Source organism: Thalassospira profundimaris, assembly GCF_003326795.1.
Taxonomy (GTDB): Bacteria; Pseudomonadota; Alphaproteobacteria; order Rhodospirillales; family Thalassospiraceae; genus Thalassospira; species Thalassospira profundimaris_C.
This window is the reverse complement of record NZ_JPWI01000002.1, coordinates 304,302-327,942: the sequence shown is the minus strand read 5'-3', so window position 1 is coordinate 327,942 and position 23,641 is coordinate 304,302. Positions and strand designations below refer to the sequence as shown.

The window sequence follows — 23,641 nt, the reverse complement described above, 5'->3', positions numbered from 1 at the left end:
TCAGTCGGTCAGCCCGACAGCCCGTTTCCAGCCATCCCATTCCCAGATCAGTTCGGCCACCCGGTCATAACCGGCCTTGTCGGGGTGATACCCATCACCACGGCGTAATGCACGCTGCCATCTATCGTCCTTAAGCGTGGTCGCAAACAGATCAAGGTAAGGCACGTCAAAGCCACGCGCGGTTTCCAGATAAATCTGGTTTAACCCTTCGAGACGTTCATTGATTTCCTGACTGGATTTGCTGCCATCAATCACCGCCTGTGGCCCGATCCAGAGTGTCGGGGCAAGTCTGGATGCTTCCCCGATGATCTCGGCTGCATTTGCCGCCGACGTTGCAGGCGACACACGCATAGTGGTTTCTTCACCACGATCTTCGACATGGTTGGCATCATTGACACCAAAGCTGAACATCAGGATGTTCGGAAATTCGGTGACCATGCGTAACTGAGCTTCAAATTTCCAGCGGGCCTTAAGCCCCTCGGTGGTTTCTGCGCGGATGCCAAGATTGTATATCGTGGTTTCACGTTTGGCCTCTTCAAGCAACCTGCGCCCAAGGCGCATCGGCCAGCCGCCCTTTTCCCCATCGCGGACACCATTCACCAGACTGTCTCCAAAACAGCAAATGCGATGCCCGATTGCGCCTGTGCTCATTCCGTCTCCTGTGCGCCAGCCGATAGCAGGCCGACAATATAAGTCTTCAGTTCGTTCTGATCGGGTTCAAACCCGTGATCAAGCCAATATTCTTCGGCCTGTTTCAACAATTCGCCAATTTTCGGCCCTGCCGGAGCCAACCCGGCGGCCAGAATGTCGCGACCTTGTATCGGCAATTTGACCGGTTGCCAATTTCTCGCCGCATCAATCAGGCTTTGCCATTGTTCATTTTCCTGCCGCGAACATCGTGGCGGGACAGCGGCCCGCGTGCTCCAGGCCAGCAAAACAGCATCACGAAAGGCATCCGGTCCGATCCGATATAAATCGCGGCGAATATTGTCTGCCGACATTTCGGGATCAATCAGCGGCGCTTGTGCCACCATCGCGGCGAACCGGTCCGTCTGCTCGTTGGAAAGACGCAACGCACGCGCAAGCCGTTCTGCCGCGGCAAGGTTGTCATCCGTCCCGTCATCGCCGGTCTGGAACAATGCAGCCAGACGGCGCAAGGGATCAGGCATGATCGCCGGATCAGCAAGGGCTGTACTATCAAGCCATTGCATGATGCGCAGGCAGTCCGTCCGCGCCAGTTGCGGCAAGATCACCGGCAGAATGCCAAAGCCGATCATATCCCCGACGGTTCCCGCCGGGCTTCTGGACCGCAATAACTTGAATATCTCGTCGCGGATACGCTCGGCCGAAATATCGATCAGCCCATGCGCCCCCTTGCGACAGGCCTCTGCCCCGACAGGATCAACCGGCGGGCGGCCAAACCATGCCTGAAACCGGAAGAACCGCAGGATACGCAGGTAATCCTCGGCAATTCGGTTTTCCGCCACACCGATAAACCGCACCCGCCCTTCGCGAAGATCGGTTTCCCCGTCAAACGGATCATAAACGGTGCCGTCAGGGTCGCAGTAAATTGCATTAAAGGTAAAATCGCGGCGCTTGGCATCGGCAAGCCAACTGTCGGTAAAAGCCACCTCGGCATGACGTCCATCGGTTTCGACATCAACACGCAGGGTGGTTATTTCATAGGCGCCCGCGTCTGTTAACGCCGTGATCGTCCCGTGTTTGAGCCCGGTCGGCAGGACACGAATACCCGCCTTTTCCAGCGCAGTTTGCGTTTCTTCGGGTGCAAGGTCGCATGCGATATCAACATCAACCAGATCGCGTTTAAGCAAGGCATCCCGGACAATACCGCCAACATAGCGCGCCTTGCCACCATGCTGTGCGATGGCGGCAAACACGCGGGCGGTATCGTCGGCAACCATGATCCCGTATGGCTGCAATCTTCCGGTTGGTTCGAGTGCTGTCATTGCACGCTTGGCCTTAAACGCTTATCCGTCTGAACATAAACTTCGATATGTCATGCCAGGTTATTTTTTTGGCTCGAAATAGCCCGGCTCGACCACACCGTCACGCAGTACCGGGGCATGATAGATGGAATCAGGCGGTGCGCCAGTCCCTAGTGCCGTGAAAATCAGGATAGCGGCCGTCAGTGCAACACCGGCCCCGAACAGCAGCAACCAGGGACCTTTATTCCATGGCGGAATAACGTCGTGACCTTCCCGGATCGCCTTGACGCGTGCCCATTTCAACCACAGCCCGTAAAGGACAAAGGGCAGGATCAGAGGCAGGCCGATCTGGATGATTTGTCGCAACATAAAGCTGAGTTCCTGACACTTGGTTTAAGGTTGGAAGGTCTGTGTATTGGCGCGGATGACTTCACTGAAGTTTACCAGCATTCCGGCTGTTGCCCCCCATATGTAATATTCCCGGTACGGAATGGCAAAATACCGCCGACGCATTCCCTCGAATGTAACGGTCTGGAGCTTCTGGTTTCTCGGATCGATGATAAAGTTAAGGGGTACTTCAAAAACCTCGGCCACTTCATGGTCATCTGGCGACAGATCAAAGGGGGGTGTCACCAGACCAATCACCGGGGTCACCTGATATCCGGTCACGGTATAATAATCGTCAATTCGTCCGACCAGATCGACATGCCGTCGCGACAGACCAATTTCTTCTTCGGTCTCACGCAAGGCGGTTTCTTCGAGCGTCGCGTCCTCTTCTTCCTGACGGCCACCGGGAAAACTGATTTGCCCGGCATGGTCACTAAGATGATCCGTTCTTCGGGTTAAAATGACATGCAAACCGGCTTCACGTTTTACCAATGGCACCAGAACGGCCGCAGGCCGTGACACCAGTTCGCCCTCGGCAAAGGCACGCGCGCGCGATTTCGACCCCGGATAGTCAACAGCATGATCACCCCGACGTTGCAAAATGTCGGTCTGGGGTGCCCTGAGGGCGGCAATGATATCATCTGGACTCATCAAACAGCCTCCATCCGGCCAATCTCGAAGAAGTGTCCATGACTATACACGCCAATACGTAACATATTGCTTTCGGGCTCAATAATTTCGTCCGCCAGTTCAACCAGCTGATAAAATACCGCCCGGTTCAGGCGCGCCTCAAGACCGCGTTCGAGGCTGATATAGGGGGATGGTTCGTCAGTTTCCGGATCATGTTCAACCCGCAAGGGATGGGACATATCAAGTTCCACCCATTGATCAATATTGGTCCGGAAACGAATGATCTGATCCTGTCCGCTGCCTTCATTTTGCATCTCGACGGTAATGAAGGCGACGTCTTCAACCTCGATGCGGGCCATCTCGGCAGGCGTCACCAGCCAATGGCCGCCTTCATCGTCACGTTGCAGGACGGAAGAAAAAAGTTTCACCAGCTCAATTCGGCCAATCGGGCCACCTTGATAGAACCAGGTTCCATCCCGACCTATAGACATAGGAATATCGCCGCAGATTTGCGGATGCCGCCCACTACCCGGCTTTTGCCCGCGCAGGCGCGACCACAATTTTTCGGCAAGATCGACGGTTTGTTGGTTGTCACTCATGCTGTACAGTTGATCCTGAGCCAGACGTTTTCCCGTAATATTTATGTGAATCCATCTGCGCTCTTCAACCTGCTGGCATCCATGCTGCAACAAAGGAAGCAAAGTTTCGCATCATGACAAACGCGCCACGTTTCCCCGAAGAAATGGGATTTTCCCAAGATAGCAGTCTGGAACGCGACGCCGCTCGTTTAGACGAATGTGTCGCGCGGCTGGCCGAAGCCCGCAAAATGGTTTCATCTGTTATATTTGGGCAGAATGAAGCCGTAGAGCAAACACTTATCGGTATTTTATCAGGCGGTCACGTCCTGATGGTCGGTGCGCCGGGGCTTGGCAAATCATTGCTTGCCCATACGCTCGGCAAGGTTCTGGGGCTTCTGGACAAACGTGTTCAGTTCACCCCTGATCTGATGCCGGCCGATATCCTCGGCTCCGAAGTCCTTGAAGAAGGTGCCGACGGCAAGCGGGCATTTCGCTTTATCAAGGGTCCGGTCTTCTGCCAGTTGTTGCTGGCTGACGAGATCAACCGCGCCAGCCCGCGTACCCAGTCCGCCCTGCTTCAGGCGATGCAGGAACGCGAAGTATCCGTCGCCGGATACAGCCACAAGCTTCCCGAACCGTTCCATGTTGTCGCAACCCAGAACCCGCTGGAACAGGAAGGGACATATCCCCTTCCAGAGGCACAGCTTGACCGTTTCCTTCTGGAAGTGCGCCTTGGCTATCCCGACGCAGACGAAGAACGCAAAATCGTAACCGAAACCACCGGGCGGTATCCGACCCGTCCGCGTCAGGTTCTTCAGGCAGATGATCTGGTCGAGGCACAGGATTTTGTCCGTCGCCTGCCAATGCCTGACCGGGTGCTTGATACCATCATTGCACTCTGTCGCGAATGCCGCCCGGAAAGCACATCGCTTTCCGACATCCGCGACAATGTTGCATGGGGTCCGGGGACGCGTGCCGCACAGGCGCTTTCGCTGGCATGCCGGGCACGTGCGATGCTGTTTGGACGTTTCGCCCCGTCGCTTGAGGATATCGAAGAACTCGCCGTCCCCGTCCTGCGTCATCGTTTCGGTCTGACCTATGGCGCGCGCGCCGAAGGGTTCACTGCCAAAGGCCTGATCACGGATGCCCTTGCCCACTTGCAGGAGAAAGCATAATTGGCCGTTCCCGCCGTGCATGATCATGTTGCCGCCGCACGCGCCCTTGCGGCACGGCTGCCACAGCTGATTGATGAGTCCCGCAGAACGGCCATCAGTTTGCGAAGCGGTCTGCATGGCAATCGCAAGGTCGGCCCGGGCAGTGATTTCTGGCAATTCCGGCCCTATGTTCCCGGCGACCCAACCAACCAGATAGACTGGCGTCGGTCCGCACGCAGCGATCATACCTTTATCCGCCAGACCGAATGGCAAGCCAGTCACAATTACTGGATCTGGCCTGTCCTTTCGCCGTCCATGTACTGGTCATCCGATAGTTCCATTCCGTCCAAGGCCGAGCGCACCCTGATCATTTCCATCGCGCTGGCCGATCTTTTGATCCGCAATGGCGAGACCGTTGGCACCTTTGACGGGGAACGCACCCGGATCACGTCGGCCGAACATCTTGAAAAGCTGGCCCATGCGATGCTGGCAACACCGCAAAGCATCGCCGAACAAGGAAGCGGCATACATGCCGGGCGCAAGCAATCGGTCCTGCTATTGGGTGATTTTCTGGAATTTTCCGATCAGGCTGAAAAAAGCACCAATGTCATCCGGCGACTTGGCCAGTATCAGAATGACGGTGCACTGGTGCAAATTCTTGATCCGGCTGAAATATCCCCGCCATTTCGCGGACGCGTTGATCTGTTTGATACCGACGATCAGATGATCTATCGCAGCGAAAAGTTCGAAGACATTGCGGATGGCTTCAAACAGCGGGCCCGCAAATGGCGCGCAGCAGTGCGCGATGCTGCACGTCATAATGACTGGCTTTATGATCGTCATGTCACGTCCGAAAGTGCCAGCCCGACCCTGCTTGCGCTGTATCAGCATCTCAGCGAGCGGCAAAATCAAAGCGGATCAAACGGTCGCGGACGACCAAACTTGCATCGCCATAACCAGCAGGAGATGTCATGAGCCTGTCGGCCATCACATTCCTTTATCCTGCGATGCTGGCTGGCCTGATGGTTTTGCCGATTGTATGGCTTTTGATCCGCTCGGCCCCGCGTGCGCCAAAGAATGTGATCTTTCCGGCCGCACGGCTATTACGCGGTCTGAAAAGCCAGCGCCGCGATATTCAGCGCGCCCCGATCTGGCAGACTATTCTGCGCTGTCTTATCCTGACATTACTGATCATTGCCGCCGCGCGTCCGGTGATGAACCGCAACGACTTTGCCCGGAATGAGGGGGCGCTTCTGATCATTGCCGATAACGGTTGGGAAAGTGCTGCCAACTGGTCGCAATATCGCGTCGCCTTGCAACAGATTGCCAATCAGGCGCGCTTTGACCTTCGGACCATCTATGTCGCGCGCACCGCCCCCGAGGCCGCAGGCGCATCGACATGGAAATTGCCCGAACTTGTTGGCCCGGTTTCCCCGCATGATACTGAAAACCTGATTGATCGACTGCATCCGCGCCCGTGGAATTCCGACTATGCGGCCCTTTCTGATCTGATTTCCGAAAATCCGGAAATGAATAATGCGATCGGAAGTATCCTGTGGCTGACCGACAATATGGATGGCCCAGGCAAATCCGCACTTGCCACAGACCTTCAGGATATTGCCCCGATCACCGTTATTTCGCCGACCCGGACCGACCGGATTGCCATCACATCACTGACACGTTCGCGCACCGGCATGGTTGTATCCATCGCCCATGACCGCAACGAGAATCCGCGTACAATCAACCTGCTGGCCCGTGGCGAACGGGGTTCCGTCCTGTTACGCCATACTGCCGAACTTGCCGCCAATAGTGACCAGAGCGAAATCGCCATCTTTTTACCAAGTGACATTGCCAATGCCATTCAGGCTGTCGGCGTTGAAGGTATCGAAAGTGCGGCAACGATGTATCAGACCGGGGCGCGCTGGCAACAGCGGCGCGTTGGCGTGATTGTCAGTTCAGGTGACAGTCCCGGTGTTCTGTCAGATCAGTATTTCTTCCTTGATCGTGCCATTTCACCCTATGCCGATGTGACCTATGCGCCGCTTGGTCAGCTTCTGGACAGGAAAGTCGACATTCTGGTCGCAACCGGCCCGATTTCCGGTCTTGGCAGCCAGTTCGAAGCACTGGAACGCTGGGTCAATGACGGCGGAATGCTGGTGCGATTTGCCGGTGACAGTTCGACCGACATCGGCAATGAATTTTTGCCGGTGACGCTGCGTCTGGGCAACCGCGATTTTGGTGGTTCCATGTCATGGGAGAAGCCAAAGCGCCTGCTTGATTTCCCCGATAACAGTCCGTTTTACGGCATTGCCATTCCGGGCGACATCACCGTTAACCGCCAGCTTCTTGCCGAACCGGACCCAGATATTCTGAGCAAGACCTGGGCGCGACTGACCGATGGCACCCCCCTGATCACCAGTGCCACGCGCAATTCCGGCCGTATTGTTCTGTTCCATGTAACACCTTGGGCGGACTGGTCGAACCTTCCGATGTCGGGTCTGTTTGTCGAGCTGTGGCAAAAAATCCTGCCTCTTGCCAGCCCAAGTAACAATAGTGACGCCGAACTCAGCACCAGCCTGCCGCCGCAAGCGGTTCTGGACGGGTTTGGACAAACCCATCAACCAGATGCGGTGATCCTGCCGGTGCGAGCACCACTTCCGCCCCCGAACCCGCGCCACCCGCCGGGTATTTACGGGGAAAACGGACAGGCGGTTGCACTTAACCTTGGCCCGTCCCTTGGCAATGTTGCCAATACCGTCAACTGGCCATCCGGGGTGAGTGTCCGCCAGATTACCCGTCATGACCAGGTCGATCTGGCAGCCCTTTGTCTGTTGGGGGCACTGTTGTTGTTGCTGTGTGATGCGCTGATCCTGCTTGCCATTCATCATGTGACGTTACGACGTAACCGGCGCAGCAATGCCTTTACCTCGATCCTGATGGTGATCGGAATTACGGGGATGACCAGCGCCATCCTTATGGGATCGTCCGGAAGCAGTCATGCAGCCTCGCTACAGGAAGCCGCCCTGCAACCACGTCTGGCCTATTTGAAAACCGGCGTGGCACCGGTCGACCGCCTTAGTCAGGCCGGCATGACCGGTTTGACGGAATATCTGCGCCGTCGCAGTGCTGCGGACCTTAATACAGTCGATGGGATCGATCCTGAAACTGACGAGCTAAGTTTCTATCCCCTGATCTATTGGCCACTTGTTGACGGACAGGCTGCGTTTTCGGAGCGCGCACGCGAACGGTTGAACCGCTATCTGAATAATGGCGGCATGATCCTGATCGACAGTCGCGACCGCGAAGTTCAGCCAGCCCGCCTGCGCCGTTTGCTGGCCGGGCTTGAAGTTCCGCTTCTTGATCGGGCACCGGGCGATCACATTCTGTTTCGCAGTTTCTATTTGCTTGATCATGCCTATGGCCGGTTTTCCGCCCCGCTTTGGCTTGATGCTCGCCCCAATCAGCGACTGGACGGTGTTGCCTCGGTTTTATTTGGTGGCAATGACTGGGCATCGGCCTGGATGATCCCCGAAGGCCGCGATGAAATCCGCTCAGAGGACATCGCCCCGCGTCAGCGCGAAATGGCGGTGCGCTTTGGCATCAATCTTGTGATGTATGCCCTGACCGGAAGTTACAAGGGCGATCAGGTCCACCTTCCAGCCATTCTGGAAAGGCTGGGACGATGAATCAGGGCTGGCAAAACCTCCAGATTTCCCCGCTGCTTGATATCACGATCCTTCAGGGCTTGGCGGTACTGTGTCTTGGGGCAATCATTCTGTTTACCCTGTTTAGACTGCGCGGGACGGTCTGGCGCGGGGGGGTGATGGTGCTTGTCCTGCTTGCGCTTCTGGCACCGCAATTCACTGACCGCGAAAGTGAGAAGCTGAGCGACATTGTGCTGGTTCTGGTCGACAGATCGGCAAGTCAGCGCATTGCCAACCGGACAGAGCAGACGGACAAGGCCATCGCCGAACTCAGGGATCGTTTTGCAGATGATCCATCGGTCGAGTTGCGGTTCGAAAATGTCAGAGGTGAGTCAGACACACGCATGTTTGCCGTTCTTGATCGGATGCTGGGCGGCATTCCGCGTGAACGCCTGGGCGGGGTGATGATGATCACCGACGGTCAGGTCCATGACGTTCCGACCCGCCTTGATCTTGGTGCACCTTTGCATGTTCTGATCAGCGGCGCGCGCGATGAACGCGACCGCCGCCTTGTCATTCGCCAAAGTGCTGATTACGGCATTGTTGGCAAAAAGGCCGAATTCATGATCGAGGCGATTGATCATGACCTGCCGCCCGGTACCGCCATCCCGGTCAGGATGCTGCTTGAAGACGGTACTGAAAATGAAATCTTGCTGCCTGCCAACGAGCAGAGCCGGGTCAGCATTCCCGTACCTCATGCCGGATCGGTTCTGGCAGAATTGCGCATGGATGACGCGCCTGAGGAAACCGATAAAACCAATAATCGCCTGATCCTTGAAACCACCGGCGTGCGCGACCGGTTGCGGGTCTTGCTACTATCGGGGGAACCCCATCCGGGCGAACGGGCATGGCGCAATCTTTTGCGGGCTGATCCCGGTGTTGATCTGGTGCATTTCACCATTTTGCGTCCACCCGAAAAAGGCGATGACACGCCGATCAATGAACTGGCCCTGATCCCGTTTCCGATCCGCGATCTTTTTGAAGTTCGCCTGCGTCAGTTCGATCTGATCATTTTTGACCGCTATCAGATGCGCGGGGTTTTGCCGCCGCACTATCTGGAAAAGGTTGTTGATTTTGTGCGCTGGGGCGGGGCTGCATTGGTGGTTGCCGGGCCGGAATATATCGGACCTGACGGGCTATCAAGCACTGCCCTTAACAGCCTGATGCCCGCCGAAGCAACCGGTCGCATCGTCGAACAACCATTTGTTCCGCGTGTGAATGCCGCGGGTCGACTGCATCCGGTGACCGCCGCAATTGCCGGATCACCAAACACACCACCGAAATGGGGGCGCTGGTATCGTCAGATCGAAACACGGGTTTCCGATCCCGATGCCATGACGCTTCTGACCGGGGCTGATGACATGCCGCTTCTGACCCTGCAACGGGTTGAGGAAGGCCGGGTCGCGATGCTCAGTTCCGACCAGATGTGGCTGTGGCAACGGGGTCATGACGGTGGTGGTCCGGTTGCCGAACTGTTGCGCCGCCTGTCACATTGGCTGATGAAGGAGCCTGCTCTTGACGAAAACACGGTTACGACGTCGCGCAGTGCCGACGGACAAAGCCTTATCCTGAACTGGCGCAAGATCGGAGCAGCACCGGATAGGGCAAGCGCCATCAATCCGGAAACCGGCGAGCAGATCAATGCCAGTTTCGAACAATTGCCCGACCAGTCGTGGCAGGCCGTCGTGCCGATTGCGGAACGCGGCCTGATCCGGGTCAGCGTTCTTGATCGCAATGAACGCCAGCAAACAGCCCTGCATGTCGATCGGGATGTTTTGACTGCAGAAACCCAGAACACCAACTCCACACCGGAACTTCTGGCCGGACTGGTGGCAGAAAATGGCGGTTATATCGGGCGGATCGAAGACGGTCTTCCGGATTTGCGCCATGTTCCCGATGATCGCATCTGGCATGGTGGCAATTGGGCAGGTTTCATTGAAACCGACAGCTACAAGACCGTGATTGGCGGTATCACCAACCTGCTGCCGATCCCGATCATTGCCCTGCTGATCGGGGCGATTTGCCTTCTTGGCTGGCGGGTGGAAAGCAAATAGCTTCTCTGTTGCGATGGACCAAAAACGCTAACAACCCTGTGCGAACACATATCAGGGGGCCAGACGCTGCCGCCCCCGACCTTCCTTGTATTCCTTGCAGGCAGCTTCGTGGAAATTGCAAAGCCCGCCACGGAATTTTTCGGCCAGAAAATCGATAAACACACGTACCTTGCTCGGCAGGTGGCGACGTTCCGGATATACCGCATAGATACCGCCATTATTGAGCGGATCATAATCCTTGAGAATGCGGACAAGCCTGCCTTCGCTGAGCGCCTCGGCAACGATGAATTCCGGCTCGCGCGCGATACCCAGCCCCCGGATGGCTGCAATTGATGTGAACTCACCGTTATTGCACGACATGACCGGATTGACCCGGACCGTGACCGGACCATCGGGACCTTCGAAATCCCAGATATTCGGGCTGGCAACGTTGGTATAGGCAAGCGTCTTGTGATCGGCCAGTTCCTGGGGTGTTTTCGGCTCGCCATGCTGTTCGAGATAAGCCGGTGCGGCAACGACGTGGCCGGTAAAGTCGGCCAGCTTGCGCGCAATCATGCTTGAATCCTTGAGACGGGTAATGCGGATCGCCATGTCGAACCCTTCGGCGACCAGATCAACCATGTGATCGGCCAGATGAATATCGACATGCAGCCCCGGATACATTGCCATGAATTCCGTGACCAGTTGCGGCAAATACATCTGCCCGAACGTCAGGGGGGCCGAAATCCGAAGGGTACCTCGCGGCGTTCCGCGCAAATCCGTCAGGGCATGTTCGGCTGTTTCGATCTCTTCGACGACACGTGCACAATGCTGATAAAAGGTCGACCCGGCATCGGTCAGACTAAGACGACGTGTCGTGCGGTTCAGGAGCCGGATGCCAAGACTGTCTTCAAGCTTGGTGACATGCTTGCTGACAGCGGATTTCGACATGCCGAGTTTGCGTGCAGCACCGGAAAAACTGGCTTCCTCAACCACGCGGGCAAAAACGGTCATACCGTCCAGATTACCGATCAACATCGTCGTTCTCCTGATCGCTTCGCAACACGACTGTTGCGCATTGGGAAACAAATAAATCTCACATCACCGGATTGTCTTCAACGCGGAAATGGCGACAATGAAAGAAACAGCATAATTACCGACCTGCCATGATCATCGTTAGGCGTGACGCGCAGGTCCGTGACGGAGGAACAAGATGGGTCAACTGGTAAATGGCGTATGGCAGACCGAAGCGCTGCTGGCCAAGAACAAAAACGGCAAGTTCAACCGGCAGGACTCGGTCTTTCGGCAATGGCTTTCTGCTGACCCCGATGCCGAATTCCCGGCCGAACCAGGTCGTTACCATCTTTATGTTTCCTATGCCTGCCCCTGGGCCCATCGCACCCTGATCTTCCGCGCCCTCAAAGGCCTTGAAGACATGATTTCGGTATCGGTCGTACATTGGCACATGGGTGACGATGGATGGCGATTCTCGCCCGATGAGGGTCTTGTTGATGACTTGGGCGGTCATGCCTTGCTGCATCAGGTCTATAGCGCGGCCAAATCCGATTACACCGGTCGCGTCACGGTTCCGGTCCTGTGGGACAAGAAAACAAGCCGGATCGTCAGCAACGAATCTTCTGACATCATCAGAATGTTAAATACCGCCTTTGACAGAGTTGGCGCCAAAGCGGGCGACTACTATCCCGAACATTTGCGTAGTGAAATCGATGCCGTTAACGAGCGTGTTTATCATGACGTGAATAACGGCGTTTACAAATCCGGGTTCGCCACCAGCCAGGAGGCCTATGAAGAGGCCGTTACGACCCTTTTTGACGCGCTGGACTGGCTTGAACACCGTTTGATCAAACAGGCCTACCTGATAGGTAACACGCTGACAGAAGCCGACTGGCGCCTGTTCCCGACCCTGTTGCGCTTTGATGCGGTCTATCACGGTCATTTCAAATGTAACCGCAAGATGATCCACGAATATCCCAATCTGTGGAACTACACCAAGGCGCTTTATCAGCATCCCGGTGTCAAACAGACCGTGCATTTCGATCACATCAAGAAACACTATTACCAAAGCCACCCGTCAGTGAACCCGTCGGGCGTTGTGCCGGTCGGGCCGGATCTTGATTTTGACGGTGCCCATGATCGGGATCGTTTTTTACGTTAAGGCACGCCAGTTTGTCGGCCACGACAAAATGACGAAGCTGGTACCGGGCTGAACACAAACAAAAACCCCGCAAGCATCGCTTGCGGGGTTTTCAATTTCCGAAACTGGAAAATCTTAGTTCAGGCGAACTTTGATTTCCGCGATCGCGCCGTTCACCAACTCGTCTGCCTTGGCACCCGCGACCTTGTCAGTGACAAGGGCAGTGGTTGCCTTTGCTGCGATTTCGGCGACATGCGCACGAACTTCAGCAACAGCCTGGCTTTCCAGGTTGGAGATACGTTCCAGAGCCTGCTGCTCGCGGCGTTTAAGTGCCGCTTTCAGCTCAGCCTGGGCGCTTTCAAGCATACGATCGGCTTCCACCTTCGCATGTGCGCGGATCTCGTCAGCTTCCTTCAGGGCTTCGCGTTGTTTGGCCTGATAATTGGCCAGAAGCTCCTGAGCTTCTTCGCGAAGACGCTGAGCTTCGTCCAGCTCGTCAGAGATCTTCTGCGCACGTTTATCAAGTGCGCTCGAGATGCCTTTAACGGCCTTGAAACCGCCAAAACCGGCGACCAGGACGAAAGAAAGCGTAGTCCAGGTGTATGGATCGGTAAGGAAAGTAACCTCTTGGGTTGCCATTATCTTACTCTCCTACAATCGCCGAAACGGCCTTGTCGGCAGTTTTGGCCTGAACCTTGACACCGATAAGTTTTTCGGTTGCTTCGCGGGCAATTTCCGATGCTGCTTCTGCAACACCGCTCAGTGCATCCGTTTTGGCATCCGCAATTGCCTTCTCGGCATCAGATGTCTTTTTAGACAGCTTCTTGACCAGCGCTTCGGTTTTCTTGGCCTGCTCTGCAGCAGCCTTTTCCGAAGCTTCGCGAATGTCAGCCTGTGCGGCGTCACGAGCTTCTGCCAGAGCAGCCTCGTATTTCGCGATGGCGGCATCGGTTTCGTCTTTCAACGCCCGGGCCTTGCCAAGGTTGTCTTCGATGGTTTTCTGACGGCGTTCAAGCACTTCACCAACTTTCGGCAGCGCGATTTTCGACATCAAGAAATACAAGACGGCGAAAATAACGAACAGCCAGAAGATCTGTGCTGAGAACGTCGCAATATCAAACTGCGGCATAGCCTACTCCCGAATTCAACGACACCGGCGAGGGTCTTCCTCGCCGGGCCGTGTATTCGCTCAAAAGGCGCCGATTAGACGAACAGAACGATCAGCGCAACGACGAGTGCGAACAGTGCAATAGCTTCGGTAACAGCAAAGCCGATCCAGCCATACAGTTCAACGTCGCCTTTTGCAGCCGGGTTACGGCCAACAGTCGCAATCAGGCTCGACCAGATGTTACCAACACCAATACCGGCACCAATCATGCCAATAGCAGCCAGGCCAGCACCGATCATCTTAGCAGCATCGAGTTCCATAACTTCACCCTTTCGAATTTCTTAAAGGCAATCAGAAGAGATCACACCAAACCACACACATTAGTGCATGTGGATTGCATCATGGAGATAGATGCAGGTGAGAATTGTGAACACATAAGCCTGAAGCGCAGCAATGCCGAACTCCAGAACAGTAATCCCCGTCAGCAGAGCGAACGGAAGCACGCCGAGAATGCCAATCAGGCCGACGAACCCACCGATAACTTTCAGCATGATGTGGCCGACGGTCATGTTTGCAAACAGTCGGATAGCCAGGCTGAACGGACGAGAGAAATAGGAGATGATTTCAATCGGGACCAGAATGATCGCAGTCGCAATCGGCGCACCTTCAGGGAAGAACATCCGAAGGTAATGCGTACCATGACGCATAAAGCCGATGACCGTCACACCGATGAAGATCACCAGAGCCAGCGCGAAGTTAACCGCGATGTGGCTCGTAAATGTAAAGCTGTGCGGGATCATGCCAAGCAGGTTCCCGAACATAACGAACATGAACAACGTAAAAATGAACGGGAAGTACTTGCGACCCGCGCTTCCAACGTTATCTTTGAGCATATTGGCGACGAATTCGTACATCACCTCGGCAGCACCCTGCCAGCGACCCGGGACCAATGCACCGCGACGCATGGACAGCGTCATGAAGCACGTTACGAGAACGGCTGCGATTACCATCCAAAGGGCGGAGTTGGTGAAGGAAATATCAATGCCACCAAGCGAAAGCTCGGCCAAGGGCTTGATTTCAAACTGCTCTAGCGGTCCAGCCACCGTAATCCTCGCTCAATATTATAAGGCTTCGGGGTTATTCCCCGTCCCCCTGCTTGTGCTCCCTTATCGCACGACCAAGACCGACAGCACTGTCATAGCCTTTGGCAACACGATAAGCGTTCAAGCCTCCGGCACCTGCCCCGAGAAAAACGAACAGGACAAGAAGCCAAGGCGTCGTATCAAGCACCCGATCCAGCGCCCAGCCAATCAACAAGCCAACAAGAACAGCAGCGATCATTTCCGCCGAAATTCTCATGCCTAGTGCCATCCCTTGGGACGGTTTGCCAGTCGCCCGGTTCGGGCCGCGCGTCTCTTCGCGTTTGCCTGCTACAGCTGCCAGCTTGCTTTCCAGCTCTTCTAATGAAGCGCGATCTTTATCATCGCTCATTGTCGTGAACCCCGCTTTGGCAACCTCGCAAACGTCGCAAGGAAATGCGCGGGCAACATACTTAGCACCCCATGGGCTGTCAAGCTGTAAAACCCCGCCTCGCAAGCGGGATCAAAACAGGCATAAGTCTTTTTATAACAATATCTTATATTGAATAATGTGAAGGAAAACACTTTTGCACTTAGGCAATAGTCGCAGACGATTAAGCTGCCATTTTTGCAAGCAGGTCGGCTGCAACCGGCAGTTTCCCTTGGTTATCATGGATTTGGCAGCAAAGAGCGCAACATATTACAATGTGATCTAATTTCACATGCACCTGCGATTTTCAGTGATTCTGGTCGATATTTTACGGTGTTGGCGCAGTTTTTCCCGACCAGTTGCACCACAGGTTGGTCGATTCACCCCGGGTCGCTCAAAACACAATTCACAAACGAGAATCTCGACGATCACAGCGTCAAAGTTTGCGGATGCTCAATCGACGTTCGCTTTCGGATTTTTGCCAGCCATCTGGACGGCTTGCCAGCATCCAGTCAAACTTGTGGAACAACGCCCAGACAGCTCCAAGCGTGTTGATGGCAATCGAATTCATATCGATGGGCTGTTTGACCAGAATCTCGTCACGCAGAATCCGGACCAGATCGGCCACCGTGTTCTTGCCATCAAACACCGATAACAATCGCGCCAGATCAGGACCGCCTGTCAGGTCAACGGCATTACCACTGCCATCTTCGATCAGGACCGGCTTGCCTGCCAGGGCAACCAGATCATCAAAGAATGTGTCATCCGGTTTGACAAAGAAATATGGTGCAAGTTCCCCATCCGGCAGCATTTCTGCCACCTGCGCACGGTCTTCACGGGTCAGATAAAACGCATGGAGCGGCATGGCCCCGCTGTAACGTTCGCAAAATGCCTGCTGATCGCGGAGTGGCTTGGCCGAAAGTTCCCGCAACAAGACCGGATCTCGTACCAGATTGCCAACCGCGTAATGCGCCTTGCCCGTCCCACCGAACCCGAAAAATCCGGTAAAGGCCGCAACATGCAAACCCGCTGATGCGGCAAAGTCATAGACCCCGTGAACGTCATAAGCACATTCGACAGGATGAAGCAGCAAATCAACAATTTCAGGATCGTTTTCAAGCAATCCTTTGATGAACCCCGGACCACCGCCCATCTTGAGCAGCATATTGTCGTCGGGCAGATTGCCCAGCAACGTGCGCGTCATGGCAAGTTGTTCGGACAAACTTTTGTTGACGAGAAGCGGTTCGATCATCTTGCGCCATTCGGTCACCGCAAGACGACCATGTTCGCCATACACCATAACGCCCATCGCCCCGTCAGGCTTCAAAACCGAAGTCAGATCACGAAGCCCTTCTGGCGGGTTTTCAAGATGGTGCAAAACGCCGGCGCAATTGATGTAGTCGAACGGTTCGGGCTTTGATCGCGCAAATTCGGCAATCGTCGCCTTAACATAGGTAACATTCGCAAGACCGCGCGCCTCGGCACGTGCACGTGCCACCCTGGTGCTGGCTTCGGACGGTTCAAGATATGTCACCGAGCCGCCAACATCGCGGAGCTGTTCGGCAAGCCAGACCATGGCATCACCCGTACCGCCGCCGGCAACGAGGGCACGGAATGATCCGTCGATCCCCCCGGCTCCCCCAAAACAGTAGTGATTAACCCGGGACAGATTGTCGAGCGGCGGCATCAACAAACGGTCTTTTTCGTCCTGCGGGTCTCGCAGGGGATAAGGAAACTGTTCGTAAAGCTCACGCACTTTCTGGGACATCAATTCTTCACCGTCATTGAATTTCAATCTCGGTTTAACATTGAGCACCCTATCAGTTTATTAACTTCGGATAATCTAATCGCACCTGAAAACGCGACGGCGACCCTAGCTTGTAAAATCGAGCTCGGTCTGTTCTTTTTTGGAATAGACTTCGGCCTGATGAAGGTCGACCGATACCAGCGACGACACGCCACGTTCTGCCATTGTCACACCAAACAGACGGTTCATGCGGGCCATGGTCATACGGTGGTGGGTGATGACCAGGAAACGGGTATTGGCATGGCGCCCGATCGCTTCAAGCAGCTTGCAGAAGCGGTCAACGTTGGCGTCATCAAGCGGTGCATCGACCTCGTCAAGCACGCAGATCGGGGCCGGGTTGGTCAGGAACACTGCAAACAGAAGTGCGACCGCCGTCAAAGCCTGCTCCCCACCGGAAAGCAGGGAAAGATGCTGAAGCTTCTTGCCCGGCGGGGACGCCATGATTTCAAGTCCGGCTTCAAGCGGATCATCTGCATCGGTCAGCATAAGATGCGCACCACCGCCACCAAACAGGCGCACAAACAGTTGCTGGAAATGTTTGTCGACTTCGTCAAACGCAGTTTTAAGGCGCGCACGAGCTTCGCGGTTGAGCTGATTGATGCCATTGCGCAGCTTGTCGATGGCAGCAATCAAATCATCGCGTTCAGACACCATCGTGTCTTTCTGTTCCTGCAATTCCGCCAGTTCGACTTCGGCACGCAAGTTAACCGCGCCAAGATTTTCGCGTTCGCGTGACTGGCGTTGCAGGCGCGCTTCGATATCGGTTTCGGACGGCAATTCCTTGGTCAGGTCAATCTGACCAAGTTCGACCAGTTGATCGGGCGTGGCATTGACGCGTTCGCGGATACGCTCGATCAAATCGCGGCGATGCTGTTCGGCCTGTTCGAGCAATGCTTCACACCGCACACGGCCTTCGCGGGCTTCGGCCAGTTTCTGTTCAGCTTCCTTAAGGTTCTGATCCGCTTCACGCTGGGCGTTTTCGGCCTTTTGCAGCTCATCTGCCGCGTCCTTGCGGGTCTGGTCAGACAGCTCGATCCGGTCAGACAGGATCGCCCGGCGTTCTTCGATTTCGTCGGGCTTAAGCTCAAGCTCCTCGATCTCCATGCGGGCTTCTTCCTGACGGTCGCGCAATTCGGCAACACGTTCACCCGCACCCGATGCACGTTCGTTCCAGGTGGCAATTTCGTTTTCAACAAACTCAAGCCGTTTGCGACGGCCTGACATCGCACTTTGCATACGTTCAAGCAGACTTCTTGCTTCCATCTGATCGGCGCGCGCATCGGAAAGATTGGCACGCTGTTCGATCAGTTCGGCCTTGATTTCCATAAGGCCTTCGCTGCTTTCCTCTGGCAGGGCGGAAAGCTCTTCCTGTTCGGCGATGACTTCATCAAGGTCCTGTTTGGCGCGTTTTTCGGCCTCTTCGGCGTTTTGCAGACGGCTTTCAATAGCACTGGCATCGCGCTTGATATTGGCGATTTCCTCGCGGGCCCGCGACAGGGTGCCTTCTGCCTCACGCACAGCACGATGGGCTTCCTGTTCGGCATTGCGCGCAGCTTCGATTTCTTCATCAAGCCGTTCGACATTTTCGCTGGCAATTTCGGACCGCTCAAGGGCAGCTTCGACAACGCCGTCGGCTTCTTCAAGTTCACCGCGCAGCTCATCAAGCCGGTTACGCTGACGCAAACGCACAGCCGCCGGAAGTTCGGCACCGGCCAGAATGCGATAGCCATCCCAACGCCAAAGCGCACCTTCGCGTGACACCAGTCGCTGACCGACTTTCAAATTCTTCGACAGGAAATTACCGGTCGCCTCATCATCGACAATACCGATCTGCCACAGGCGACGGTTCAGAAGTGCCGGTGCCTCGACAAATTTGGCGAGGGCACTTACCCCGTCAGGCAAAGCCGGATCGTCGGTCGCCGGATCAATGGCCGACCAATGCATCGCGGCATCAGGTGCATCAGGCGCATCAAGGTCTTCGCCAAGGGCCGCTGCCATTGCCAGTTCAAGACCGCTTTGCACGGTGATGTCTTCGATCACGCCGGGATATTTATCGTCATCCCCGCCCTTAAGCAGACTTTCAAGCGCCTCGATCTCGGCCACCAGGCGCGCCTTGCGGCTTTCGGCGTCACGCAGGGCATCGCGGGCGTCGCTTTCGGCAGTTTTCAGGCCGTCCTCGCGGTCGCGCATTTCTGCCAGACGCATCTCGGCTTCTTCGACCGCCATTTTGCGTTGCTCGCAAAGCTCTTCGCATTCTTCAAGATGCATGTTTGCTTCTTCAAGGGCCTCGGTAAAGTCGGCCTCGATGCGAATATCATCAAGCTTTGCCACTGCCTCGTCATGACGTTCGGTCAACCGGTTGCGGCGGGTATTAAGCTCGCTTAAGCGCTGCTGGACGGATTTAAGACGGGCTTCTTCCTCGGCGACCTTGTTGGTCAGGGCATCGACCGCACCTTCAAGCTCTTCAACCCGGATGGCCTTTTCGGCGACCCTTTCCTTGGCTTCATCAAGCTCGTCATCCTCGCCACCCTGGGCTTCGCTGAGTTCTTCACGTTCACGTTTCAGCTTTTCAAGCGCACCCTGTGCATCGCTTGCCAGTTCAGCTTCACGCGCAAGGTCGGCATCAATCTGCTGGATGCGGGCGCGAAGCTGGCTCATCTGGGTTTCGATCTGGGCCTTGTCTTTATCAAGGCCTTCGCGTTCGATCAAAAGACGCTGAAGGGCTGCTGCGGCATCGGCTTCTTTTTTGCGCAAATCCGGAAGGCTTGCCGCAATATGAGCCTGAACCGTTGTCGCCTCGGTCACCGAGGATGTCAGATCACGGACCGCACTTTCACCCGCCACCAGCAATTCACGCGCATCATTCTGACGTTTCTGCGCCTCGGTCCAGCGGATATGGAACAGTAATGCCTCGGTCTCGCGGATGCTGTCGGAAAGCTTGCGATACCGTTCGGCCTGACGGGCCTGTTTTTGTAAACTCGCAAGCTGCGCATCAAGCTGCACAAGAACGTCTTCAAGACGTTCCATATTCTGTTCCGCGTTTTTCAGGCGCAGTTCGGCCTCATGACGACGCGAATGCAGACCGGTAATGCCCGCGGCCTCTTCAAGAATCAAACGACGCTGGATCGGTTTGGCCCCGATCAGCGCACCAATCTTGCCCTGGGAGACCATGGCATTGGATCGTGCACCGGTCGCCGCATCGGCAAACAGCAACTGGACATCGCGCGCACGGACATCCTTGCCATTGACCTTGTAATTCGATCCGCCACCGCGCTCGATACGACGGGTAACTTCAAGAAGCTCGAAATCGTTGAACATGGCCGGGGCCTTGCGTTCGCTGTTATCGAGCGTCACAGAAACTTCGGCCACATTTCGGGCAGGACGGGACGATGTCCCGCCAAAGATAACGTCGGACATGTCAGAACCGCGCATCTGTTTGGCGGACGTTTCGCCCATCACCCAGCGCAGTGCTTCAACAAGATTGGATTTGCCACAGCCATTCGGGCCGACAACACCTGTCAGCCCGTCTTCAACCAGTAAGTCTGTTGAATCGACGAAGGATTTGAACCCCGTCAGCTTTAGCGATTTAAACTGGACCAATCATGTCCCCCGGTCCGACCTCTGCCCCTGATGCCGGACACCGTAACCACGGTATCCGGCAGATTTGTTTTATTTAGTCGATAAGGTCTTCGACTTTTTCGATGAAGAATTCAGCGTCACGCGAACCGGCAATGGTTTCACCATCAAGGACGAAACTCGGCGTCGAGGAAACATTGTATTCCTGTTCGCCTTTCATGCGCGAAGCAACGATTGCATCAATCATGTCCTGATCAGCCAGACACGCATCAACGGCATCCCCATTCATGCCACCGAAACGGACAACCTGCTTGATCCCGTCTATCGGGTCTTGTGAACGGGCCCAGGTCAGCTGCGATTTGAACAGCATGCTCAGCACACCGAAATAACGGTCATCGCCCGCACATTGCGCAACAGCTGCTGCGCGCAGGGCAACCGCATCAAGCGGATAATCACGGAAAACCAGTTTAAGTTTTCCGGTATCAATCAGCTTTTCCTTGAGTTCGGGCAGAACTTCATTGTGGAAGGTCGCACAATGAGGGCAGGTCAAAGATGCATATTCAATCATCGTGACCGGTGCATTCTCATCACCCAGCACATGTTCTTTCCATTCTGTTGCATGTGCCTGTTGCGTACCAGCGACACCTATCGCAATCAGAAACGCGCCTGCAAGAAACTTAACCGCCTTTAGCAAGGAAACCTCCGTTAAAACAAAGTTTTGTGATTACAAGCCTGTTGCAGCGCAGGAGTCAACACGCCCCCCAAAACTGCTATTGCACCAACGAGTCGCCAAGCTGCCGGGAAAATGCGGCAAGACCGTGTTCGTTCATTTCAGGAAACTGATTCGATAATCGCCCCCCAAAACAGGTGGCAATCAACGTCCGTCAGCAACACCAAAACACCGTGATTTGACGGACTTGCCCATATCCCCGGGGGACTATTTTTTGCCAGTGCCCGGCTTTGCAGCACCGTTGGCACCGGCGATGTGACGCCCCAGTCGGGTCAGGACTTCGCGCAGATGCGGGTCTTCGATCTTGTCGATATTGATCTGGCTGGCTTGGGTGATGTCGCCTTCGGGCACAATAGTCGGACGGTGAACGGTGCGTTCAGGACGGGAAATATCGCCCTGCATCATCTTGATCCGGTCAACCGCCCGATACCCGAAATAGGTATTCACCCGATCAATGATCTGGGGCATCCGGTGTTGCAGCTCGATTGCGACAGGTCCGGTTACGCGGATGACAAGCGTCCCGCCCCCGGCATTTTCGCCGCGTGGCGGGGAATATTTCACCGGCATCGTGAATTGTTCAAGATCACGTCCGACGATTTCCGCCCAATGCAGGATGATTTCCGTCTGGAAAAAGCCGCGCTTGCGCACCAGTGGACGCGTCAGGTTGCCAACCAAGGGGGCAACATTGCGCAAGCCCATCCGGCGTTCAGAACTGCCCATCGGGGTAATTTTCTGGCGCTTTTTGACCGCGTTTTTGGCGTCAACCGACGAGGATGCCTGATCCATCGCAGCAGCAGTTTTCGTACCAGTCATATCTTTTTGCTTGCTCACGCCCGGTTCTTTCGTAGGGTCGGTCTGACTTTACCCGTAAATCGTAATCACAACATAACACGGGAACGCCGTGCATTTCACCACTGACGATATCGCCCGCCTCGGTCAGACCATGCTTGAATGGTATGACCGACATCACCGCACATTACCGTGGCGCTCGGAACCGGGCGAAACGCCTAATCCCTATCACGTCTGGCTCAGCGAAATCATGCTGCAACAAACCACGGTACAAACCGTCGGTCCGTATTTCGCGGCCTTTCTGAAACGCTGGCCGACTGTGACCGATCTTGCCAGTGCCGAACTTGATGACGTGCTTCATGCCTGGCAGGGGCTAGGATATTACGCACGAGCGCGCAATCTGCACAAATGCGCCAAAGTGGTCGCTAGCGACTATGCTGGCATTTTCCCCGATACCGAGGAAGGCTTGCTGAAACTGCCCGGCATTGGCCCCTATACCGCCTGCGCGGTCGCAGCCATTGCCTTTAACCGGCATGCAAGTCCGGTGGATGGCAATATCGAACGGGTGATTTCACGCCTGTTTGCACTTGAAACGCCACTTCCCGACGTCAAACCGGAAATCAAGGAAAAGTCGGCAGCCCTGACACCGGCCAACCGGCCCGGTGACTATGCCCAGGCCCTGATGGATCTGGGCGCAACAGTGTGCACGCCGCGCAATCCGGCTTGCGGCATCTGTCCCTGGCAGGCTGATTGCGAAGGCCGCAAATCGGGCATCGCACCAGATCTTCCGAAGAAACGGAAGAAGGAAGCCAAGCCGACCCGTGTCGGATATGCCTTCTGGATCCGGCGCGAGGATGATGGACGTATTCTGATACGTCGACGCCCCGAAACGGGACTGCTGGGCGGCCTTTATGAAGTACCGGGAAGTGACTGGCGCGCAATCGAAACCCCCGATGACGTCATGTTGTCCGAAGCACCGATCTCGGCAAAATGGTCCGAACTTGACGGAACGGTCGGGCATACCTTTACCCACTTCCATCTCAATGTCAGTGTTCTTGCGACCACCGTTCCCGCCGATCAGGCAGACCGGATGAATGGCAGTTGGACCACCATTGACGGACTGGCCGATTTTGCCTTACCGACAATCATGAAGAAAATTGTCCGCCACGCCCTGAAATACCGCTAAAACAGCGTTGACGTATTGCCCGCACGTGAAAGGGCCCGTGATTGCTCACGGGCCCTTTTTGTTTTTAACCTTGCTACGGCGCGATCAGGCGTAAATATCGATTACCTGTCCACGTCCCCCGGTCGGGGCCGGCGCTGCCTGCTGCGAGGTTTCTGTTTCTGCTGTTTGCTCAACCCGCTGTGTCGGCGGCGAATTCAGGTCATTGTTGCCCGCTTCAGCAATCGGGGCGGTCGCCTGCTGAATCTGAACCGGGTTGGGTGCGTATCCTGCACCGCCTACTGCGCCTGCTTGCATAGCCTACTCCATCTATCCTTGCGGATAATATTTGGTTTGCAAGTCATAGCAAGTT

General features: G+C 55.5%; 22 protein-coding genes. 6 read left to right on the top strand and 16 right to left on the bottom strand.

Annotation, left to right across the window (positions count from 1 at the left end):
• From TH30_RS05890 to TH30_RS05870, 5 genes are read right to left on the bottom strand one after another with little or no spacing between them, the layout of a single operon-like run.
• Nucleotides 1–651 (bottom strand): DUF459 domain-containing protein, encoded by a 651-nt coding sequence (locus TH30_RS05890; protein ID WP_114097139.1) that lies wholly within the window; start codon nt 649–651, stop codon nt 1–3.
• On the bottom strand, nt 648–1,967 hold the full coding sequence (locus tag TH30_RS05885; protein ID WP_114097138.1) for a CCA tRNA nucleotidyltransferase: 1,320 nt from the start codon (nt 1,965–1,967) through the stop codon (nt 648–650). The genes TH30_RS05890 and TH30_RS05885 overlap by 4 nt, the downstream gene beginning before the upstream one ends.
• 60 nt (nt 1,968–2,027) lie before the next feature.
• Nucleotides 2,028–2,315, bottom strand: coding sequence for a hypothetical protein (locus TH30_RS05880; protein ID WP_114097137.1), 288 nt, complete (start codon nt 2,313–2,315; stop codon nt 2,028–2,030).
• 24 nt (nt 2,316–2,339) lie between these two features.
• Nucleotides 2,340–2,984 carry a CoA pyrophosphatase gene (locus TH30_RS05875; RefSeq protein ID WP_114097136.1) on the bottom strand — a complete coding sequence of 215 codons (645 nt, stop codon included), beginning with the start codon at nt 2,982–2,984 and terminating at the stop codon, nt 2,340–2,342.
• Entirely contained in the window at nt 2,984–3,664 is a 681-nt protein-coding gene (locus TH30_RS05870; protein ID WP_258548623.1) for a DUF1285 domain-containing protein, read from the bottom strand. The genes TH30_RS05875 and TH30_RS05870 overlap by 1 nt, the downstream gene beginning before the upstream one ends.
• A gap of 11 nt (nt 3,665–3,675) precedes the next feature.
• Between TH30_RS05870 and TH30_RS05865 the strand changes: the two genes are divergently transcribed.
• Genes TH30_RS05865 through TH30_RS05850 form a run of 4 tightly spaced genes read left to right on the top strand, consistent with a single transcriptional unit; the run spans nt 3,676 to nt 10,453 of the window.
• Nucleotides 3,676–4,716, top strand: coding sequence for an AAA family ATPase (locus TH30_RS05865; protein WP_114097134.1), 1,041 nt, complete (start codon nt 3,676–3,678; stop codon nt 4,714–4,716).
• Entirely contained in the window at nt 4,717–5,670 is a 954-nt protein-coding gene (locus tag TH30_RS05860) for a DUF58 domain-containing protein (RefSeq protein WP_114097133.1), read from the top strand.
• Nucleotides 5,667–8,381 (top strand): DUF4159 domain-containing protein, encoded by a 2,715-nt coding sequence (locus TH30_RS05855; protein WP_114097132.1) that lies wholly within the window; start codon nt 5,667–5,669, stop codon nt 8,379–8,381. Before TH30_RS05860 ends, TH30_RS05855 begins: the two co-directional genes overlap by 4 nt.
• Complete coding sequence (locus TH30_RS05850; protein ID WP_114097131.1) at nt 8,378–10,453, top strand: hypothetical protein; 2,076 nt, start codon at nt 8,378–8,380, stop codon at nt 10,451–10,453. Before TH30_RS05855 ends, TH30_RS05850 begins: the two co-directional genes overlap by 4 nt.
• 51 nt (nt 10,454–10,504) lie before the next feature.
• Here the strand turns inward: TH30_RS05850 and TH30_RS05845 are convergent, their stop codons facing one another.
• Nucleotides 10,505–11,470, bottom strand: a complete 966-nt coding sequence (locus tag TH30_RS05845) for a LysR family transcriptional regulator (protein ID WP_114097130.1) — start codon at nt 11,468–11,470, stop codon at nt 10,505–10,507.
• A gap of 175 nt (nt 11,471–11,645) precedes the next feature.
• Here TH30_RS05845 and TH30_RS05840 point away from each other — a divergent pair, with 175 nt between their 5' ends.
• Complete coding sequence (locus TH30_RS05840; RefSeq protein WP_114097129.1) at nt 11,646–12,608, top strand: glutathione S-transferase family protein; 963 nt, start codon at nt 11,646–11,648, stop codon at nt 12,606–12,608.
• A gap of 114 nt (nt 12,609–12,722) precedes the next feature.
• On the opposite strand, the gene TH30_RS05835 is transcribed toward TH30_RS05840, so the two are convergent.
• The 9 genes from TH30_RS05835 to TH30_RS05795 form a co-directional block, all read right to left on the bottom strand.
• Nucleotides 12,723–13,226, bottom strand: a complete 504-nt coding sequence (locus TH30_RS05835) for a F0F1 ATP synthase subunit B family protein (RefSeq protein WP_114097128.1) — start codon at nt 13,224–13,226, stop codon at nt 12,723–12,725.
• A gap of 4 nt (nt 13,227–13,230) precedes the next feature.
• Complete coding sequence (locus TH30_RS05830; RefSeq protein WP_114097127.1) at nt 13,231–13,716, bottom strand: F0F1 ATP synthase subunit B family protein; 486 nt, start codon at nt 13,714–13,716, stop codon at nt 13,231–13,233.
• 74 nt (nt 13,717–13,790) lie between these two features.
• Nucleotides 13,791–14,015: an ATP synthase subunit C family protein gene (locus tag TH30_RS05825; RefSeq protein ID WP_033068123.1), complete on the bottom strand. Its 225-nt coding sequence runs from the start codon at nt 14,013–14,015 to the stop codon at nt 13,791–13,793.
• Nucleotides 14,016–14,075: 60 nt separating this feature from the next.
• Complete coding sequence (locus tag TH30_RS05820; protein ID WP_114097126.1) at nt 14,076–14,798, bottom strand: F0F1 ATP synthase subunit A; 723 nt, start codon at nt 14,796–14,798, stop codon at nt 14,076–14,078.
• Nucleotides 14,799–14,832: 34 nt separating this feature from the next.
• The gene (locus tag TH30_RS22525; protein ID WP_258548622.1) at nt 14,833–15,186 is read right to left on the bottom strand and encodes an AtpZ/AtpI family protein; all 354 of its coding nucleotides are present in this window, start codon (nt 15,184–15,186) and stop codon (nt 14,833–14,835) included.
• Nucleotides 15,187–15,640: 454 nt separating this feature from the next.
• Nucleotides 15,641–16,972, bottom strand: coding sequence for a class I SAM-dependent methyltransferase (locus tag TH30_RS05810; protein WP_147251939.1), 1,332 nt, complete (start codon nt 16,970–16,972; stop codon nt 15,641–15,643).
• A gap of 105 nt (nt 16,973–17,077) precedes the next feature.
• Nucleotides 17,078–20,611 (bottom strand): chromosome segregation protein SMC, encoded by a 3,534-nt coding sequence (gene smc, locus TH30_RS05805; protein WP_114097124.1) that lies wholly within the window; start codon nt 20,609–20,611, stop codon nt 17,078–17,080.
• Between the two features lie 73 nt (nt 20,612–20,684).
• A complete protein-coding gene (locus TH30_RS05800) occupies nt 20,685–21,281 on the bottom strand; it encodes a thioredoxin domain-containing protein (RefSeq protein WP_114097123.1) in 597 nt (198 codons plus the stop codon).
• Nucleotides 21,282–21,524: 243 nt separating this feature from the next.
• On the bottom strand, nt 21,525–22,148 hold the full coding sequence (locus TH30_RS05795) for a DUF721 domain-containing protein (protein ID WP_114097122.1): 624 nt from the start codon (nt 22,146–22,148) through the stop codon (nt 21,525–21,527).
• A 70-nt stretch (nt 22,149–22,218) separates the two neighbouring features.
• Here TH30_RS05795 and mutY point away from each other — a divergent pair, with 70 nt between their 5' ends.
• Entirely contained in the window at nt 22,219–23,292 is a 1,074-nt protein-coding gene (mutY, locus tag TH30_RS05790) for an A/G-specific adenine glycosylase (RefSeq protein ID WP_114097121.1), read from the top strand.
• 84 nt (nt 23,293–23,376) lie between these two features.
• Here mutY and TH30_RS05785 read toward each other — a convergent pair whose 3' ends face one another.
• Nucleotides 23,377–23,586, bottom strand: a complete 210-nt coding sequence (locus tag TH30_RS05785; protein WP_114097120.1) for a hypothetical protein — start codon at nt 23,584–23,586, stop codon at nt 23,377–23,379.
• Nucleotides 23,587–23,641 lie beyond the last annotated feature (55 nt).